Genomic DNA, 16679 nt, shown 5'->3' with positions numbered 1-16679 from the left:
GTTTTGATGGGTAAAGATGGGGGAGCACGCCGGACGGGAAAATGGTCGCCGGGAATATTATGCAGTTTGGCGGCCCGATGCCGGAGGCGGAAAATCCGGTCTTTGTTTGATACATATCAAATTTGCCTGTCAGCATGGTAATTGGCGGCAATCCGTGCCATATTTGCGGAAATTTTTATGCCTAGCTGGAGTGAACCCATGACTTATGCTGAATTGATTGAAGAGCAGAAGGAAGAAACCCGCGATATTATTGCGGCCCTGCTGGAAGATGGCAGTGATCCGGATGCCCTGTATTCTATTGAGCACCATTTTTCAGCCGATACGTTTGAAGAGCTGGAAGCCGCAGCGGCTGAAGCGTTCAAAATGGGCTTTGAAGTGATGGAAGCCGAAGAGCTGGAGCTGGCCCCGGAAGACGGTGGCGGCAAAGTGGTTTGTTTTGATGCTGTGATGGAATCTGCCCTGAATGCGGAGCTGATCGATGAGCAGGCGGAAAAGCTGATCCAACTGGCTGAAAAATACGAGATTGATTACGATGGCTGGGGGACTTACTTCGAGTCGGGCGAAGAAGATGAAGACGCGGAAGACGACGACGAGTAAGCTTCCGGGCGATCATCTCTGAATGTCAAAAAGCTGGCCCAGGCCAGCTTTTTTTGATCGCGCGGCTCAGCGCTGGCGGCCTAGAACGTTTTCAGCATCCGCACTTCACAGGCGTCATGGCCGGTGTTGCCCAGCGCTTGCGGGATCCGGACAAAGCCAAGGGATTCATAGAGCGCGATGGCTTCGCTCAGATTGGCGGTGGTTTCCAGATAGCAGCCGCGATAGCCTTGTGTCCGGGCAAAACGCAGGGCCTGGACCGCCAGCTTGCGGGCCAGCCCCCGGCCGCGCAGCTCGGGCAGGAAGTACATTTTTTGCAGCTCACACAGCGTCGCTTCCCCGGCCAGCGGGGCAATGCCGCCGCCACCGAGGATCCGATGTTGATGCTCGATCACCCAGTAAGCACAGCCGTCGCCCTGATAAACGTCGCTCATTTGATCTAAGGTGGGATCGGCGACCCCATATCCCTTGTCGGCGGTCAGGCCGTATTCCGCCGAGACCCGGCGAATGACCGCTGCCACTGCGGCATTGTCCAGCGCGGTGATGGGGCGGATCTGATAGCCGGCCTGTTTCGCCGCTGCCTGAATTGATTTGCTGTAACGTGCCAGGCTCCGGCCCAGCTGCGCCACTTCATCGGTATCCATTTGCGTCAGCCATGCATCCACCTGGCGATTAAGTACGCCGTGCAGTTGCTCAAGCTGCTGCGCGCCCTGCGGCGTCAACTGGTAGATCTGGCTGCGTCCGTCTTGCGGGTTAGGCCGGGTTTCGGCCCATTGCTGGTTGAGCAGGACTGCCAGATTGCGACTGGCGTTCGATTTATCCACTTGCAGCCGGGTGGCCATTTCGTTGACCGTGGCGGGTTGGTTGGCCAGCTCGATCAGGGTGTGGGCCTGGACCGGCGTTAAGGCCATATTGCCGCACTGGCCGTCCAGCATGCCCAACTGACGGACCAGCTGGCGGGAGAGTTGTCTCAGAGTGTTTGCGTCCATTCAGTACCTCATGGGATCATTTGGTTGTGATTTGCAACTTATTTTAGTTGTGTGCCGCAATCAGATCAAGCGACCTCAGGGCACTCTTGGTGATCTGCGTACGCAAGTGACTCTTATCCCTGTATTTTCCAATATCAATATGAGCATTGTTGCGCTCGTTGTGTGATAATTTCTGCCGGTTAGATTGGTACCGAATTGGGCGGTATCCAATCTTTTTTGTTCACAGGTAGAGATCATAAGAATGGAAAATCAGGTTAGGTTTCACGGCCAGGGCAAAGAGTTCTTTGGCATCTGGATCGTCAATGTATTGCTGTCGGTGGTCACGCTCGGGATTTATTCAGCCTGGGCAACCGTTCGTACGAATCAATATTTTTACGGCAACACCGAGTTGGCCGGCGATCGGTTTGATTATCACGCCACCCCAAAACAGATTTTGATCGGGCGGATCATTGCGATGATCTGTGTCCTGATCTGGATGGTCGCCAGCCAGTTCTTCCCGCCGGTCGCGATGGTGCTGATGTTGGTGGGGTTTGTCCTGATGCCCTGGCTGCTGCGCAACAATGCGCGCTTTGATGCCCGCATGACCAGCTACCGCAATGTGCGCTTCAATTTCGCCGGGACGCTGAAAGCCGCGTATGGGGTGTTCCTGGGCTGGCCGATCCTGTGTTACCTGCTGGTGGGCGGGGCACTCTTCCTTTCTTTCTCGGTGGTGGTGAACAGCCCGGTGATCGGCGGATTGCTGTTCCTGCTGACCTTCGTGCTGGCCTTTGTGATTTATGCCTGGGTGGCGTCACAGATTGCGGCCTACTATCTGAACGGCTACCGCTACGGCAACCGGGAGTTCCGCGCCGAAGTTGAACTCAAGGCGTATATCAAGACCTACTTGCTGGCCGGATTGCTCTGGGTCGGGATGACTGCGGTGCTGTTGCTGATCACTTCGCTGGCCTTCGGGATCAATTCCCTGGCGACGTTCCAGGATCCGGAAGCGCTGGATGGCGGGATGTCGCAGTGGCAGGTGATGATTTTTGTCATCTATGGCCTGATGGCGCTGGCAGCAATGATCGTCAATGGCTTTATCCGGGCCCGGATCCGCAATTACCTGTTCGGCCAGGTGACCATTGAGGGGGAGCCTGCGTATCAGCTGGCGTCGCGGATGACCGTGGCCGGGTTGGTTGGTCTGATCCTGAGCAACGTTCTGTTGTTGATCGTCACGCTGGGTCTGGCCCGGCCTTGGGTCAAAGTGAGAACCGCGCGTTACCTGGCCGGGGTGACTTCTGTCATCGGCGATCTGGCGCTGTTGCAGGCGGAAGGCGAAGAGATGGCACAAGGTGCTGCAATTGCCGATGAAGTGGCGAATGCCTTTGATCTTGGCGTCGGGATCGGATGAGTTGGCGCGGCTTTTGCCATCCGCCGAACAGTGCCAGCAAGCTTGATGCCGAGCTGACGCTGTTGCCGCAGCAGCAGATCCGTCTGTGCTGCGATGCCGGGAGTTGGGATTGGCCCATCTCCCGGGTCAACATGACGCCTTCGCTCGGCCGGTTGCCGCTGACCCTGACGTTCCCTGACGGGCACCAGTTTATTCCACAGGACAGCCAGGCGCTGGCTGCGGCTCTGAAAGGGGCCCGGCGCGGCACCCGGCTGCATTGGTGGGAGCGACATTGGCTGGCCATCGGCGGCAGTGTACTGACCGTGGCCTTGTTGATGGTGTTGATGTTCAGCCATGGCCTGCCGGGACTGAGCCGTGCTCTGGTCCACCTGCTGCCGGAAGAGGTGGCTGCCCATGTCGGGGAGCAGACGCTGGCGGCGCTGGATGAACATCTGCTCCAGCCGACGGCGCTCAGTGAGGCACGCCAGCATGAGCTGCACCAGCAGTTTGTCAGGCTGGTGGCACAGGTGCCGCCGACCCCGGTGCTGCCCCGGTTGCAGCTCCGGCGCTGGGAGGCCGGACCGAATGCGCTGGCGCTGAGCGACGGGACGATTGTGGTGATGGACTCGCTGGTGGAACTGGCAGAGACGCCGGCACAACTCAACAGTATTTTGCTGCATGAGCTGGGCCATCTGGAATACCAGCATGTGATGACCTCTCTGGTGCGCTCGGCACTGATCTCCACCGCTGTGGCGCTGATGACGGGTGAAAGTACCGGACTGGCGGATAACTTTCTGGGCGGCGGGGTGTTTATCCTGACTCAGGGCTATTCGCGGGCGGATGAGGCCGAGGCTGATGCCTATGCGCTGGCGCAGATGCAGCGTGTGTATGGCAGCGTGATGCCGATGCAGCAGATGTTTGAGCGTCTGGAAGCGGCGACAGCAGGGAAGGATGGTCCGGAATGGCTCAGTACTCATCCTGGCATGCAGCACCGCCTTGAAGCGATTGCTGCGGCTGCTGAGGCGCAATAGCACTGTTACCAGCGGCGCAACGATGATGCCGGATAAGGCCGGCCCGTGAATTGCAGGCCGGCCTTTTATTTTTTTGGGGATGGGCGAGGCATCACTGAGCTAGTGATGGCAGGCCAAGCTATTGAATAGGTGGACTTGCCGGGCTTCCCGGCGCTGCCACAGACGCTCATGGGCGTAGTAGGCTAGGGTATTGATAGCTGGTTCGATCATCGCCATCAGGCTGCCGATCAGCACATCACCGGTCAGCAGGTAGACTACGGTGAAGGCGACACTGAAGTGAACCGCGGCGAAGCTGAGGGTTTTACGCCCCGGGTTGCTGAACTGTGAGCGTTTCAGCGGCGCCCATTGCCAGACTTTTTCGTGAAAGTAGAAGGCAACGGTGTTGACCATCGGCTCGATCATTGCCATCAGGCTGCCGAGAATGAGATCGCCGGTCAGTAGGTAGGCGGCACTCAATGCAACAGTAAAATGAATCGCGGCAAAACTCAGGGTCTTTTTCATCACGGCTTCCTCGTTTGGATACCCTGAGTATTGCGAATGATTATCAATAGTTAAATTTGATTGTTACTATTAAATTGATAGTTTAAAGCTATCTTTTGTTTGTGGAGGAATCACAGTCAGGGAATGGCCGTGAAGGCATCGCAGTGAGGGAATCGCAGTGAAGGCATGGCTGTGAGGGACTGGCCGTGATGGAATGGCGACCAGGATGCAGAAGCGGGACTGAACATCTCAGCAGCGGAGCCGACATAAAGAAAAGGCTGACGAATCCTCGTCAGCCTTGATCGGTTTGGTAAGACCCGCCTGCGAACCGGCGGGTCAGTCCGAGAGAGCTTACAGCGCCGCGATGGTCGCCTGCTGCTCTGCCAGTTTCACCAGTGTTTCTTTGTAGCCGTCCAGCTTCTCACGCTCTTTGGCAACAACGGCTTCCGGCGCTTTGGCAACGAAACCTTCATTGCCCAGTTTCCCTTCGATGCGTTTGATCTCGCCTTCGGTCTTCTGGATTTCTTTCGCCAGGCGGTCAAGCTCAGCGTCTTTGTCAATCAGACCGGCCATCGGGATCATCAGCTCAGACTTGCCAACCAGCGCAGTGGCACAGGCCGGGGTCTCTTCGCCGGCGGCCAGCACGCGGATGTCTTCCAGCTTCGCCAGAGACACCAGTACGGCCTTGTTGGCTTCCAGACGCGCCGCGTCTTTTTCGTCTGTGGCTTTCATCATCACATCCAGCGGCTTGCTCGGCGCGATGTCGTACTCGGCACGCAGGTTACGGATGCTGGTGATGAAGCTCTTCACCCACTCAATGTCAGCCAGAGCCTCGGCATTGAAGTTGGCTTCGTCGTACTGCGGCAGCGCCTGCAGCATAATGGTGTCACCCTCAACACCATCGACCAGCGGCTTGACGCTCTGCCAGATGGTTTCAGTGATGTACGGGATCACCGGGTGGGCCAGACGCAGGGTCTTCTCCAGCACGGTGATCAGAGTACGGCGGGTCGCACGTTGCTGTGCTTCGCTGCCTTTCCACAGGACCGGCTTGGTCAGCTCCAGGTACCAGTCACAGAACTGGTTCCAGATGAACTCATAGATGGTGTTCGCCGCCATATCCAGACGGAAGTTTTCAATGTGGGCATTGAAATCTTTCGCGGCCAGCTCGAACTGAGATTCGATCCACTGGTCTGCCAGTGAGTATTCCAGCTCGGCGCCTTCGGCGAAGCCGCAATCCTGATCTTCGGTGTTCATCAGCACGTAGCGGCTGGCGTTCCACAGCTTGTTACAGAAGTTACGGTAACCTTCCAGGCGCTTCATGTCCCAGTTGATGTCACGACCGGTCGAAGCCATGGCTGCCAGCGTGAAACGCAGGGCGTCGGTGCCATAAGGTTCGATGCCGTTCTCGAAAGTCTGACGGGTGTTCTTCTCGATCTTCGCGGCCAGCTGCGGCTGCATCATGTTGCCAGTGCGTTTTTCGACCAGTGATTCCAGATCGATGCCGTCGATCATGTCGATTGGGTCAAGAACGTTACCCTTGGATTTCGACATTTTGTCGCCGTTTTCATCACGGATCAGACCGGTCATGTAAACGGTCTTAAACGGTACCTGAGGTTTGCCGTTTTCATCTTTCACGAAGTGCAGCGTCATCATGATCATGCGCGCAACCCAGAAGAAGATGATGTCGAAACCAGAAACCAGCACATCCGACGGATGGAAGGTTTTCAGGGCTTCGGTGTCTTCCGGCCAGCCTTGGGTGCCGAAGGTCCACAGTGCAGACGAGAACCAGGTATCCAGCACGTCATCGTCCTGACGCAGCACCACAACCGGTGCCAGGTTGTTTTGCTCACGGACTTCTTCTTCGGTGCGACCCACGTAGACGTTGCCGTCGTTATCGTACCAGGCCGGGATCCGGTGGCCCCACCACAGCTGACGGGAAATACACCAGTCTTGCACGTCACGCATCCACGCGAAGTACATGTTTTCATACTGCTTCGGTACGAACTGGATGTCGCCGTTCTCGACCGCTTCAACTGCAGGCTTCGCCAGCGGCGCTGTGCGGACGTACCACTGATCGGTCAGCATCGGCTCGATCACCACACCGCCACGGTCGCCGTAAGGCACGGTCAGGTCGTGATCTTTAATTTCGTCCAACAGGCCCAGCGTATCAAACTCTGCCACGATGGCTTTACGCGCGGCAAAACGCTCCATGCCGTGGTAATTGGCCGGCAGCGCTGCGCTGTAGGCATCGCTTGGCTCACCATTGGTGGTGAAGACTTCCGCGGTATCGCGAATGTTGGCATCCAGAGTCAGGATGTTGATCATCGGCAGGCTGTGGCGCTTACCGACTTCGTAGTCGTTGAAATCGTGCGCCGGGGTGATTTTCACACAGCCGGTGCCTTTATCCATGTCCGCGTGCTCGTCACCCACGATCGGGATGCGACGATCGACGATTGGCAGGATGATTTCTTTGCCGATCAGATCTTTATAGCGCGGATCTTCCGGGTTCACGGCCACGCCGGTATCGCCCAGCATGGTTTCCGGACGCGTTGTCGCAACCACGATGTAGTCTTTGCCTTCCGCGGTTTTCACGCCGTCGGCCAGCGGATAGCGGAAGTGCCACATGTGGCCTTTCTTGTCTTTGTTCTCAACTTCCAGATCGGAAATCGCGGTGTGCAGTTTCGGATCCCAGTTCACCAGACGCTTGCCGCGGTAGATCAGGTCTTCTTCGTACAGGCGTACGAAAACTTCCTGAACGGCGTTCGACAGGCCGTCATCCATGGTGAAGCGCTCGCGATCCCAATCGACCGAGGCACCCAGGCGACGCAGCTGTTTGGTGATGGTGCCACCAGACTCGCCTTTCCATTCCCAGATTTTGTCGATGAAGGCATCACGGCCGTAGTCGTGCTTGGTTTTGCCTTCTTCGGCGGCAATTTTACGCTCCACAACCATTTGGGTGGCGATACCGGCGTGGTCGGTACCGACCTGCCACAGGGTGTTTTTGCCTTTCATACGCTCACAGCGGATCAGGGTATCCATGATGGTATCCTGGAACGCGTGGCCCATGTGCAGGCTGCCCGTGACGTTTGGCGGTGGGATCATGATGCTGTAGGCATCTTTAGTCGTATCACCGTGAGGCTTGAAGTAGCCAGCCTCTTCCCAGCGCTGATACAGCGCTTTTTCAATTGATTGTGGGTTGTATGTCTTTTCCATAGCGCTCTTAGAAGGATCTATATGGGAATTAGGGCGTCTCAGGGGCAGCGGCGGTCTGAAGCTGAATACCGGCAAGCCGGTAGGCCTTATAGCGTTCGCGGGCCTGCTGCTTGAGTTTTTCATCGCAAGGAACGAAGTCTATCACTTGTGAGAAGGTAACAGCAAAATTTGGTGCATCCTGACTCAAATTTATCAGCACGCTCCTTCGTCCGCTGTGGCGTAACCCCGGCCAGCCGATTTCTACCGGCGATCCGCCGCGCGGGCCTTCACCCACCAGGTTATGCGGGACGAAGTTATCCGGCTCTTGCTGCCACAGATACTCATCGATTTGCTCGGCCTGCGCTTTAGAGGCGGCCAGCAGGTAAACCTTGTGCCCCTGTTGATAACTCAATGCTGCCTGATGGCAGGCAAAATGCAGCGGATAGTCGCGATCGGCTGCGGTTTGGCTGTCATCGATTATATAAAAAGTAGCATGAGTCATCGCGGTTGCTCTCAAAAAGAAAGGGGCCGTATCGGCCCCTGGGTGTCATCTTATTCGACGTTATCCTGGCCGGCACGGTTAAGCAGGAACTGGACCAGCAGCGGGACCGGACGGCCCGTCGCGCCTTTCTCTTTCCCGCCTTTCCAGGCTGTTCCGGCAATATCCAGGTGCGCCCAGTTGTACTTTTTCGTAAAGCGGGACAGGAAACAACCGGCGGTGATGGTGCCGGCACCCGGCGTCCCCAGGTTCGCCATATCGGCAAACGGGCTCGCCAGCTGATCCTGGTACTCATCGCTCATCGGCAGGCGCCATGCACGGTCACCGGCTTGCTCAGAGGCGTTGATCAGCTCGTGCGCCAGTGGGTTGTGGTTGGCGATCAGGCCGCTGATGTGGTTGCCCAGCGCCACCACGCAGGCACCGGTCAGGGTGGCGACGTCAACGACGCAGTCAGGTTCGAAGCGTTCGGCATAGGTCAGCGCGTCACACAGCACCAGGCGGCCTTCGGCGTCGGTGTTCAGGACTTCGACCGTCTGGCCGGACATGGTGGTCAGGATATCGCCCGGACGGTAGGCATTGCCACCTGGCATGTTTTCACAACCGGCCAGGATGCCGACAACGTTGATCGGCAGGTTCAGCTTGGCCAGTGACTTCATGGCACCGAATACAGTCGCCGCGCCGCACATGTCGTATTTCATCTCATCCATGTTGGCGGACGGCTTGATGGAGATACCGCCGGAGTCGAAGGTCAGGCCCTTCCCGATCAGAACCACAGGTTTCGCGTCCGGATCCGGGCTGCCTTTGTACTCAATGACTGACATCATGGCTTCGTTTTTCGAGCCCTGACCGACAGCCAGGTAAGAGGTCATGCCCAGCGCTTGCATCTCCTGCTCGCCGATGATTTTGGTGCTGACGGTTTCGAAATCGTCGGCCAGGCGGCGGGCCTGGGAGGCCAGGTAAGCCGGGTTGGCCACGTTTGGCGGCATGTTGCCCAGATCTTTCCCGGCTTTCACCCCGGAGGCCACGGCCAGGCCGTGCGAGATCGCACGCTCGCCCAGTGACAGCTCACGACGGGTCGGCACATTGAATACCAGCTTGCGCAGCGGACGGCGGGTTTCCGGCTTGCTGCTCTTGAATTGGTTGAAGGTGTACAGGCTGTCTTTGGTGGTTTCAACGGCTTGGCGGACTTTCCAGTAGGTATCGCGGCCTTTCACGTGCAGCTCGGTCAGGAAACACACCGCTTCCATTGAGCCGGTTTCGTTGAGGGTGCTGATAGTCTTCTTGATGATCTGCTTGTACTGGCGTTCGTCCAGTTCACGCTCTTTCCCACAACCAACCAGTAATACACGCTCAGATAATACATTGGGTACATGGTGAAGCAGCAGCATTTGGCCCGGCTTACCTTCCAGGTCGCCACGGCGCAGTAGCGAGCTGATATAGCCGTCACTGATTTTATCAAGTTGCTCAGCAATTGGAGAGAGGCGGCGTGGTTCGAAGACGCCGACGACGATACAGGCACTGCGCTGTTTCTCCGGGCTACCACTTTTTACACTGAACTCCATGCGTACTCCTACATCCTATAAAGACAATTAAAGCTAAATGTTAGATAATGCCGCACTTACTTGTTGGACCGTGATTTCGGTATAGGATCAAAGTGCAGGCTAACGATTAGCCGAAAGATTAAAAAATAACTACTTAACCGAAAAACTATAGTGATTCCAGCAAAAAAACAAGTTTTCTATGGGTGTATAACGCGTGATTATTGTTCGGTATTTGACACGTGAGACATTAAAGAGCCAATTTGCGGTTCTTTTGGTGCTCTTTCTTGTCTTTATCAGCCAAAAATTTATTCGAGTGCTGGCCTCGGCCACCGAAGGGTCGATCCCCACAGAGCTGATCCTGACCCTGATGGGTCTGTACATGCCGTCGATGGCATTGCTGATGCTGCCGCTGAGTTTGTATATCGGGATTCTGCTGACCTTCGGCCGCCTGTATGCCGAGAGTGAAATCACGGTGATGAATGCCACCGGGATCGGCAATAAATTCCTGATCCGCGCCGCGTTGTGGCTGGCGGTGATTACCGGCTCGGTTGCCGGCTTCAATGCCCTGTGGCTGGCACCGTGGAGTGCAGAGCAGGAGACCCGGGTGATGGAGCAGGTGGAAGCCGACTCCGGTCTCGATTTGCTGGTGAAGGGGCAATTTCAGGCCGCGCCGGACGGGAAAGGGGTGGTCTTTGTCGATGACATTACCGATGGTGGCACCAAGCTGCACAATGTCTTTGTGGCGCAGCTGACAGCCCGAGATGCGTTGCGCCCGAGCGTGCTGGTCTCTGAACGGGGCTATGTCAGCGAGCTGGCCGATGGCCGCCAGGTGCTGGATCTGCAGGAGGGGACCCGTTATGAAGGGATCCCGACCCGGCTCGACTATGCCATCACTGAATTTGACGGCTATCAGGCGTTGATCGGCCAGCGGGCCGTGCGCGAAAAGAGCCGTGACTGGGATGCGCTGCCGACGCTGGAATTGATGCAGCGTCCGGAGCTGGCGGCGAAGGCCGAGTTCCAGTGGCGGATGTCGCTGGTGCTCTGTATTCCGTTGCTGACCATGGTCGTGGTGCCGCTGTCGGCGGTGAATCCGCGTCAGGGTCGTTTTGCCAAGCTGGTGCCGGCCGTATTGCTGTACCTGGCCTATTTCCTGGCGATCAGTGCTGCCAAGTCCAGCGTTGAAGACGGTGCGCTGCCGTCGGAAATCGGGTTGTGGGGGATCAACCTCGCCATCCTGTTGATTGCGGTGGCCCTCAATACCTGGGATACGTTACCGGTGCGGCAGCTGAGAGAAAAATTACGGAGACGCGGCTGATGTTTAAGATTCTGGACTGGTACATTGGCCGAACGATTATCGCAACCACCAGCCTGACGCTGTCGACTTTGGTGGGACTGTCGGCGATCATTAAATATGTCGAGCAGCTGCGTAAGGTCGGGGAAGGCACCTACGACTTGTGGAAAGCGCTGGCGTTCGTATTGCTGAGCGTGCCGCGTGATATTGAGATGTTCTTCCCGATGGCGGTGCTACTGGGCGCCTTGATTGGCCTGGGCGCTCTGGCCTCCAGCTCGGAGCTGGTGGTGATGCAGGCGGCCGGTTTTTCCAAACTGGATATCGGGCTGTCGGTACTGAAGACGGCGGTCCCCCTGATGTTGATTGTGACCCTGCTGGGCCAGTGGGGCGCGCCGGAAGCACAGAAGGCTGCGCGTGAGCTGCGGGCGCTGTGGACGTCCGGCGGGAACATGCTGTCGGTACAACGCGGGGTGTGGGCCAAAGACGGCAATGACTTTATCTATATCGGCCGGGTCCATGAACAAAACCAGCTCGATGCGATCAATGTCTGGCAGTTTGATGAGCAGGATAAACTGGCGCAGACCGTGTTTGCCCGCAGTGCCTCTTATGATGCGGTGCAGGGCTGGATGCTGGAAGATGCCACGGTGACTGATATTGATGACATCCAGCAGTCGAACCAGGAATATCCAACCCTGGCCTGGCAGACCACGCTGACGCCGGACAAGCTGGCGGTGGTGACCGTGAAGCCGGAAGAGCTGGCGTTGTCCGGGGTGTATAACTATGTGTCGTATCTGAAGGAATCGCAGCAGGATGCGTCGCGCTATGAGCTGGCTTTCTGGCGCAAGGCGCTGCAGCCGGTGTCGATTGCCGTGATGATGCTGCTGGCACTGTCCTTTGTATTCGGGCCGTTGCGCTCGGTGACCATGGGGGCTCGGGTCCTGTCCGGAGTGATCTTCGGGTTTGCGTTCTATATTTCCAACGAAGTGTTCGGCCCGCTCAGTATTGTCTATCGCCTGCACCCGATTGTCGGCGCGTTGGGACCGAGTCTGGTTTTTCTGTTTATCACCCTGTATTTACTGCGGCGTAAGTTGTAACCGCCCCCTAACAGCGCACGGATACAAAAAAGGAGCTTTCGAGCTCCTTTTTCTTTATGGGTTGCCCACAGTATTAATTAGGCTTGGGCAGGACAATCATTTCGCTGTTGGCCATCAGATCCTGCAGCGATTGTTTCTCTTGGTTGAACGGGGCCCACAGATTGCCTAAACCAAAGGCAGACGTGGCCATGCGGATGAGCGCTTGGGTCAGGCGAATATTTGAGCCGTCTTTGTTTTGTACCCGGAGTTTCCAGGCGCGCATCCCCAGCGTCTGGCCGCCGCGGCACCAGAAAAAAGCATAAAATCCGGCGATCACCACAGCCAGGTAAATCGAATAAATCACGCTGACGATCGGATGCTGGCTCATATAGGCGCTGGCATCTTCGTACGGGCCGAGGCTGATCACACCCAAGTGGAGCAGGGTGGCGACCAGCGCTGTGGCCACACCGCCGGCCAGCATCAGAATGGCTGCCACGACGAGCAGATCATAGAGCCAGGCACCTAAGCGGCGCAGCAGGCCGGGATAGACTTTGGCAGAAGAAACGTCCTGTTGTTTGGTCTTTTTCACGGGAGTGTCCAAAAGTTAATCACATGAGGCTGGGCGCAGTGTAGCAATTTCTCCTGGGCCGGGAAATGGCCGGGCCGTGGGAAATGAGAGGTAGCTGGTTTTCTTTAATTTTCCTGTGAAAATAATGGCTTTGCTATCCAGTTCGTATTTTCGGAATTCCCCGCCGGAGTTGTCCGCCCGGTCGCCGAGAAGCTGGCTATGTTCTCTATACGGCTTTGCGAATGCCTGCTGTTTTTCCGTGGCTCTGCCACCGTCCATATTCCATCCGATGGCTGGGGGCGGGGAAAGGTATCGCGCAGAATCAGGCCTGATCAGTTGCACCGCATTAAACACTGAGGGGAGAGCAGCCCTTGGTGATGCAGTCTTCGCACAGGAACACTCTGACAATGTGCCTACCAATAAAGGGAATAGGGAGATCATATGGCAGCTAAGAGTTATTTTCATCGAGGCGGCACCCAGCCGTTGCTTGGAAAAACAATTTCGCAGCAATTTGCTGAAATTGCCGAGGCATTTCCGGATCAGGAGGCCGTAGTGGCGATACCACAACAGCGTCGCCTCACCTACCGTGAACTGGCCGATGAAATTGATCTGCTGGCGAAGGGGCTGCTGGCCGCCGGATTTAGCAAAGGGGATCGGGTCGGAGTCTGGTCGACCAATAATCTGGAGTGGATCCTGTTGCAAATGGCCACAGCCCGAGTCGGGATTGTGTTGGTCAACATCAATCCGGCGTACCGCAAACGAGAGCTGGCCTATGCGCTGCAATGCTCTGAAGTTCAGGGGATGTTTGTGATCCCGTCGTTCCGGGACAGCAGTTATCTCGACATTCTGACCGAGTTATTACCGGCGCTGCAACGGGACACCTTTGATTTGGCTTCTCCGCCGGTGCATGCGGAGTTTCCTTTCTTGCGCCATGTGGTGGTCTATGATCCGCAGCAACCGATGCAAACGGAGCGACCGGCACCGGGATTTGCGGTGTGGGGGGATGTGATCGAAGCCGGGCGCAGCATTTCAGATGCCCAGCTGGATGCGGTGAGCGATGCCCTCGATTGCGACGATCCCATCAATATTCAGTACACCTCGGGCACGACCGGGTTTCCCAAAGCCGTGGTGCTCAGTCATTTGAATATCCTCAACGATGCCTACTTCTCGGCGCAGGCGATGCACTTTACCGAACATGATCGCTTATGTGTGCCGGTGCCGTTTTATCACTGCTTCGGTATGGTACTGGCGAACCTGCTATGTTTGTCGGTCGGGGCCTGCATCGTGATCCCGGCCGAACACTTCCATCCGCTTTCCGTGCTGAAAGCCGTTGATCAGGAAAAATGTACCGCCTTGCACGGGGTACCGACCATGTTTATTGCCGAGTTGGATCATCCTGAGTTCAAGCACTTTGATGTCAGTTCATTACGGACCGGGATCATGGCCGGGGCGACCTGCCCGCCGGCATTGATGCTGCGGGTGATGGAAGAGTTAAACTGCCGGGAGATCCTGATCGGCTATGGCCAGACGGAAGCGGCGCCGCTGAGCCATTTAACCGAGATTGATGATTCACTGGAGCGCCGCACTGAAACGGTGGGTAAGAATCTGCCGCACCAGGAAGTGAAAGTTGTCAACATTGAAACGGGGGCGACAGTGCCGTTGGGACAACCGGGGGAAATCTGTTTTCGCGGTTATAACCTGATGCGGGGATACTATGGCAATGAGGAGGCGACCCGGGAAGCGATCGACCCGCAAGGCTGGCTGCATTCCGGGGATCTTGGCGTTATGGATGAAGACGGATATGTGCGGATCACCGGACGCATTAAAGAAATGATTATTCGCGGCGGTGAAAATATTTATCCGCGGGAAATTGAAGAGTTCCTGTATTCCAATGAGAAAATTCAGCAGGTAGCCGTGTTCGGGGTTCCGCAGCCGTTCTATGGGGAAGAAGTGGTGGCCTGGGTTCAACTACACCCCGGGGAAGAGATGAGTGCCGAGGAGTTGCAGGCGTTCTGTCAGGATGAACTGGCCCACTTTAAAATTCCCAAAGTGATCCGGTTTGTCGAACATTTTCCAATGACGGTCACCGGTAAGCTGCAGAAGTTCAAAATGCGGGATCTGGAAATTGAGCAGGAACGGCAGGAGCAAGCCGCCACGGCTCAGGCAGCGACCTGATCGGGTTCTCATCCATCTATTGCCCATCGCCCCGGCAAGTCGCCGGGGCTTGCTTTTGCAACACTTGATGGGATGGGAATGCCAAGTTGGATAAACTTTCATCACTCGACAGCGAATTGTCGCCAGGCGTGATAAAAATGATTGTATATCAACCCCGTATCCGTATAATGGCCAGCACCTGCCCGAGTGGTGAAATTGGTATACACGACGGATTCAAAATCCGTTTCCTTCGGGAGTGACGGTTCAAGTCCGTCCTCGGGCACCATATCTTATATAATAAAGCCTCGACTTCGGTCGGGGCTTTGTTGTTTCTGCGGCCCGGAAACCCGGCCTGGGGATTGGAATACTGGCGTGATGATCCCGGTCGGAGATGGTTTTTTTCGCAAATGGGAAATTCAGTATCACGAAGAGGAAGCCAGGGCGGCTTCCTCTTTTCATGTTGACGTCATCCCGTGGGAGCGACGTGGCTCCCACGTTGTTCAGTCGGGTTAGAACATCGCCGGGAGTTTGGTAAACAATGTCGGCTCTGTATCTGGCGTCCAGGTCGCTTGCGAAATATGTGCAGATTCGACACTGTAGCGCTCACCTTTATAGGTGACGACATCACCGACTTCATAGCTGACATTGGTACGCCAGACGATTGCAGGCATGCTGTTCACCCACAGGCTGGAAGCTGATGACGGTGCCCAGTCGGCCTGCGCTGTATGCGCGGTGACGGCTTTGTACAGGATGTCATCGTGACGGACGTAATCCCCTTCAGCATAGGCGGTCCCGACAGTCCATTGTGGTGAATAGTTGTCAATGGTATCGAAGACATAGCCCGCTTCTTTTGCGATCTTAATAAACTTCGCCAGTTTCGGCAGGTTTTGGGTCGCGCCCATGCCCCGCTTGCCATCTTCAAACAGGAAATCGTGGGTCAGGACGATCACCTTGTCGGCATGCAGGGAGGTACCGCACGGGAAAGTTTGGGTCTTCGAGTTGATCGGCTCGATGGTGGTTGGCGCACAGGCGTTGATGGCGGCATCAACATAACCCAGGAAGACGTCTGCTTCGGTCAGACTGTTGGCCGGCATTGGGATCCCCCAGTTCTCCGGTGCCCAGTCTACATCCCAGCCATGCAATTGATAATTCTTGTTGGTCAGGATATCTGCTACCTGGATGGAGGCTTTGACACTGTCAGATGGGTTTGCCGGATCACAAACATAGCCCGGCTCCCAAGGTTTCAGATCGTCAGAAGTTGCGCACAAGCCATCTCCTTTGAAGTTCTTCGCAACGCGCCAGCCATTGGTGTATGGCAGACGCGCCAGGCTGTCACCCTTGTAATTCGGGTAAGAATGAACACTTGGAATATAGGACTCGATGACAGTCAGGTTTTTATCAAACATGGAGGCGTCATAGACCGGATCCTGATAGGAGTCGATTTGGTGGTTCCCGGTTACGTTACATGCGGCAGCGGTATTCTCGCCGTTTTCACCCAGGCAGTTATGGACCATGTGATCATAACTGTGGTTGGCGACAACATGGCCGGTATCCAGCAGGTACTTCAGGGCTTCTAATGCCTGGTCTTCATTCTCATCACCAATACCGTCCAGGTGCCAGGCATTAATATAGAAGGTCCCCTTCACGCCGGCATCATTCATGACCTTCACCATTGGAATGGTGGCATTGACCGGGCCATCGTCAAAGGTCAGATAGATGGTGCCTTTCGGGGCCGCTTGCGCTGACATGGCAGCAGCAAGCAAGGTGCCTGAGCATAAAACAGAAAGTAAAGTTTTCTTCATGGCTATATTCCTATTTGGATAGAGGGTTCAACATTTTGGTGTGGAGACGGTATCCGAGTCGAAGTGGATATCCACTGTTGTCTATCATTAGCTCAAGAA

General features: G+C 56.1%; 13 protein-coding genes and 1 tRNA gene. 7 read left to right on the top strand and 7 right to left on the bottom strand.

Features of this window, described 5'->3' with window-relative positions; translation table 11 throughout:
- The first annotated feature begins 198 nt into the window (after window positions 1–198).
- The gene (gene rraB, locus VV869_RS17440) at window positions 199–597 is read left to right on the top strand and encodes a ribonuclease E inhibitor RraB (protein ID WP_337736194.1); all 399 of its coding nucleotides are present in this window, start codon (window positions 199–201) and stop codon (window positions 595–597) included.
- Between the two features lie 80 nt (window positions 598–677).
- On the opposite strand, the gene VV869_RS17435 is transcribed toward rraB, so the two are convergent.
- Entirely contained in the window at window positions 678–1583 is a 906-nt protein-coding gene (locus tag VV869_RS17435) for a bifunctional helix-turn-helix transcriptional regulator/GNAT family N-acetyltransferase (protein ID WP_337736193.1), read from the bottom strand.
- Between the two features lie 241 nt (window positions 1584–1824).
- Here VV869_RS17435 and VV869_RS17430 point away from each other — a divergent pair, with 241 nt between their 5' ends.
- Entirely contained in the window at window positions 1825–2970 is a 1146-nt protein-coding gene (locus VV869_RS17430) for a YjgN family protein (RefSeq protein WP_337736192.1), read from the top strand.
- Window positions 2967–3980, top strand: coding sequence for a M48 family metallopeptidase (locus tag VV869_RS17425; protein WP_337736191.1), 1014 nt, complete (start codon window positions 2967–2969; stop codon window positions 3978–3980). The genes VV869_RS17430 and VV869_RS17425 overlap by 4 nt, the downstream gene beginning before the upstream one ends.
- Window positions 3981–4079: 99 nt before the next feature.
- Here the strand turns inward: VV869_RS17425 and VV869_RS17420 are convergent, their stop codons facing one another.
- The 4 genes from VV869_RS17420 to pepA all read right to left on the bottom strand — a co-directional run bounded on the left by VV869_RS17420 (window position 4080) and on the right by pepA (window position 9713).
- Window positions 4080–4481 (bottom strand): DUF2061 domain-containing protein, encoded by a 402-nt coding sequence (locus tag VV869_RS17420; protein ID WP_337736190.1) that lies wholly within the window; start codon window positions 4479–4481, stop codon window positions 4080–4082.
- 330 nt (window positions 4482–4811) lie between these two features.
- A complete protein-coding gene (locus VV869_RS17415; RefSeq protein WP_337736189.1) occupies window positions 4812–7673 on the bottom strand; it encodes a valine--tRNA ligase in 2862 nt (953 codons plus the stop codon).
- Between the two features lie 28 nt (window positions 7674–7701).
- Window positions 7702–8154 (bottom strand): DNA polymerase III subunit chi, encoded by a 453-nt coding sequence (locus tag VV869_RS17410; protein ID WP_337736188.1) that lies wholly within the window; start codon window positions 8152–8154, stop codon window positions 7702–7704.
- A gap of 50 nt (window positions 8155–8204) precedes the next feature.
- Complete coding sequence (gene pepA, locus VV869_RS17405) at window positions 8205–9713, bottom strand: leucyl aminopeptidase (protein ID WP_337736187.1); 1509 nt, start codon at window positions 9711–9713, stop codon at window positions 8205–8207.
- 193 nt (window positions 9714–9906) lie between these two features.
- Here pepA and lptF point away from each other — a divergent pair, with 193 nt between their 5' ends.
- Together lptF and lptG are read left to right on the top strand one after the other, a co-directional pair.
- Window positions 9907–11007 (top strand): LPS export ABC transporter permease LptF, encoded by a 1101-nt coding sequence (lptF, locus tag VV869_RS17400; protein WP_337736186.1) that lies wholly within the window; start codon window positions 9907–9909, stop codon window positions 11005–11007.
- Entirely contained in the window at window positions 11007–12077 is a 1071-nt protein-coding gene (gene lptG / locus VV869_RS17395; RefSeq protein WP_337736185.1) for an LPS export ABC transporter permease LptG, read from the top strand. The genes lptF and lptG overlap by 1 nt, the downstream gene beginning before the upstream one ends.
- A gap of 73 nt (window positions 12078–12150) precedes the next feature.
- Here lptG and VV869_RS17390 read toward each other — a convergent pair whose 3' ends face one another.
- Window positions 12151–12645, bottom strand: a complete 495-nt coding sequence (locus VV869_RS17390) for an RDD family protein (RefSeq protein ID WP_337736184.1) — start codon at window positions 12643–12645, stop codon at window positions 12151–12153.
- Between the two features lie 420 nt (window positions 12646–13065).
- Here VV869_RS17390 and VV869_RS17385 point away from each other — a divergent pair, with 420 nt between their 5' ends.
- Entirely contained in the window at window positions 13066–14799 is a 1734-nt protein-coding gene (locus tag VV869_RS17385; protein ID WP_337736183.1) for an AMP-binding protein, read from the top strand.
- Window positions 14800–14979: 180 nt separating this feature from the next.
- Window positions 14980–15064 (top strand) — tRNA-Leu (locus VV869_RS17380).
- A 223-nt stretch (window positions 15065–15287) separates the two neighbouring features.
- Here the strand turns inward: VV869_RS17380 and VV869_RS17375 are convergent.
- On the bottom strand, window positions 15288–16580 hold the full coding sequence (locus VV869_RS17375; protein WP_337736182.1) for a carbohydrate-binding protein: 1293 nt from the start codon (window positions 16578–16580) through the stop codon (window positions 15288–15290).
- Window positions 16581–16679: the final 99 nt, after the last annotated feature.

This window comes from Photobacterium sp. MCCC 1A19761, assembly GCF_037389125.1.
In the GTDB taxonomy this organism is placed as follows: domain Bacteria; phylum Pseudomonadota; class Gammaproteobacteria; order Enterobacterales; family Vibrionaceae; genus Photobacterium.
This window is presented reverse-complemented; position numbering and strand designations above follow the sequence as displayed.

Bases quoted from the DNA above. Each gene is read 5' to 3' on its own strand.
- rraB (WP_337736194.1), top strand. From the start codon at position 199: ATGACTTATGCTGAATTGATTGAAGAGCAGAAGGAAGAAACCCGCGAT.
- VV869_RS17435 (WP_337736193.1), bottom strand. From the start codon at position 1,583: ATGGACGCAAACACTCTGAGACAACTCTCCCGCCAGCTGGTCCGTCAG.
- VV869_RS17430 (WP_337736192.1), top strand. From the start codon at position 1,825: ATGGAAAATCAGGTTAGGTTTCACGGCCAGGGCAAAGAGTTCTTTGGC.
- VV869_RS17425 (WP_337736191.1), top strand. From the start codon at position 2,967: ATGAGTTGGCGCGGCTTTTGCCATCCGCCGAACAGTGCCAGCAAGCTT.
- VV869_RS17420 (WP_337736190.1), bottom strand. From the start codon at position 4,481: ATGAAAAAGACCCTGAGTTTTGCCGCGATTCATTTTACTGTTGCATTG.
- VV869_RS17415 (WP_337736189.1), bottom strand. From the start codon at position 7,673: ATGGAAAAGACATACAACCCACAATCAATTGAAAAAGCGCTGTATCAG.
- VV869_RS17410 (WP_337736188.1), bottom strand. From the start codon at position 8,154: ATGACTCATGCTACTTTTTATATAATCGATGACAGCCAAACCGCAGCC.
- pepA (WP_337736187.1), bottom strand. From the start codon at position 9,713: ATGGAGTTCAGTGTAAAAAGTGGTAGCCCGGAGAAACAGCGCAGTGCC.
- lptG (WP_337736185.1), top strand. From the start codon at position 11,007: ATGTTTAAGATTCTGGACTGGTACATTGGCCGAACGATTATCGCAACC.
- VV869_RS17385 (WP_337736183.1), top strand. From the start codon at position 13,066: ATGGCAGCTAAGAGTTATTTTCATCGAGGCGGCACCCAGCCGTTGCTT.
- VV869_RS17375 (WP_337736182.1), bottom strand. From the start codon at position 16,580: ATGAAGAAAACTTTACTTTCTGTTTTATGCTCAGGCACCTTGCTTGCT.